Source organism: Nocardia amamiensis (genome assembly GCF_015477605.1).
GTDB classification, from domain to species: Bacteria; Actinomycetota; Actinomycetes; order Mycobacteriales; family Mycobacteriaceae; genus Nocardia; species Nocardia amamiensis_A.
The window spans coordinates 1-1,934 of sequence record NZ_JADLQX010000124.1 but is presented as its reverse complement, the minus strand read 5'-3'; the positions used below and the strand labels follow the sequence as shown (position 1 = coordinate 1,934).

General features: G+C 63.4%; 1 protein-coding gene. It reads left to right on the top strand.

What is annotated here, in order from left to right:
- Positions 1-211: 211 nt before the first annotated feature.
- Complete coding sequence (locus IU459_RS36975) at positions 212-1,522, top strand: deoxyguanosinetriphosphate triphosphohydrolase (protein WP_195134228.1); 1,311 nt, start codon at positions 212-214, stop codon at positions 1,520-1,522.
- The last annotated feature ends 412 nt before the right edge of the window (positions 1,523-1,934 follow it).

Sequence of the window (1,934 nt, the reverse complement as noted above, 5' to 3'; positions counted from 1 at the left end):
ACGTCCTCGCCCGCTCACGCGGTACCACCGACCCCAACGAACAAGAGGACACCACCCCAGCACTGACCGCCTGACCGAAAGGATCACGCGGCAATCACCTCAATACACCACGCGTTTGGACTTGACCGCGGTTCGTGGTCTCGGCCAGATTCATGTGCCGTTGTCAGCTGGCGGGAGTCGAACTCCCGCCCTAGATGCTTTGGAGCCACCGATGTCATTCGGCTACACCGATCATGACCAGCAACGTCGTCGCTATGAGCTGCGTTTCGACAGCCGGGACTCCTACAGTGGTGCGTGCTCGGCATTCGAGCGAGATCGTCGGCGGTTGTGGGACAGTCATGCGTTGCGGCGGCTGTCGAACGTTACTCAGGTAGACGAGCCCGACGCTGGGGTGATCCCGCACAATCGGCTGACGCACAGCTTGGATGTAGCTGGGATCGGCACTAGTCTTGCTCGTGAACTCGGCGCCGACGTGGCGGTGGTGGAAACCGCGTGCCTGGCTCATGACCTTGGCTGTCCTCCGTTCGGGCGCAACGGGGAACAGGTTCTCGATGCCTGTGCTCGCGCCCGCGGCCTGAGCTTCGATGCGACCGCGCAGACTCTGCGCATACTGACGCACTTGGAGTGTGACTACCCGAACCACAACCCCGAAGGGGGGCTCAACCTGACGCGCGCTGTTCTCGACGCGACTTGCAAATACCCCTGGGGCATTGAGATCGGCGGCGCAAAGCATGGTGTGTATGCCGAGGATTCCGCCACACTGCAGTGGATCCGCGACGACGCTCCCGATCACCAGCTGTGCTTCGAGGCGCAGATCATGGACTGGGCCGACGACATTGCCAATACCGTCGCCGATCTGGTCAATGGCCTTTTATCCGGCGCTGTCGTGCTAGCTGCGCTCGCTGACCGCGCCGAGCGTGCCGAGATCGCCGAGATGGCTCGCACCTATTTCAGCGACATACCTGCCGACGAAATCGACTGTTATGCAGTCGAACTGATCGAGCTCCCTGCTGTTGTAGCGCTCACCGCCCCGGAAGCATCGGCAACGACAATAGCGGTGGCCCGCCGAATGCTCACCCGGCGCTTCATCGCGGCGGCAGTGCGCGCGACGCGGATCATCGGAGGATCAGAGCCTCTTGGGCGTTATCGTGGCGAGCTGGTCGTGCCTGCGCGCGCTCGCGGTGAGATAGCAGTGCTCGAGGCGCTGCACTTGCGCAACGTGCTCTGTGCGGATGGACTTCGAGCACGTCGAACGCGGCAACGCGATGTGCTCGGGGAGCTGTTCGAGGCGCTGCTGAACCGGCCGGACGCACTGGATCCGAGCTTTGCCCGTTCATGGGAGCAGGCAGACACCGATACCGCGCGGGTCCGGGTTGTCCTCGATCAGATCGCATCGCTCACCGACCGCCGCGCGGCCGAACTCCACTCCCGCGTGACCGCGTACCGGAACCTGCGTCGGCCACACCATGGAACTGAAACGGTTGCTATAACGGCTTTCTCGTCGCGCGACGCCTCGGCGTAGGCCGCCGCGAGTAGCCGTCGACCGCGGTGTGCCCGAACACGCAGCCGGGGCCGCGCTTCTCCGTTCGGGCAACCGCCTGTCACGGTCGTGGGCCTGTATTCATCCTCGGCGTTTGGAGCCGCTAGCGAGAGAGCGAGCGCATTTCAGCCGCGCGATGTGCTAACGGTACTTCCTCGTTTGAGGGCGATTGGGCCGGTGATGAAACCCGTGAGTTATTGATGTGAAACGGATCGGTTGTGCCACATGATGTTCCGTGGGTGGGTGATGGTCTGAGGATGGACATGTGCAGGCTTTCCCCGGGGCAGCAGGAGGCGTTGCGGATGCGGGTGATGGGAGCGATACGCGATGGCATGACGTCCGCGGAGGCCCAGCGGGTGTTCGGGGTGTCAGAAGGGTCGATCCGGAACTGGCG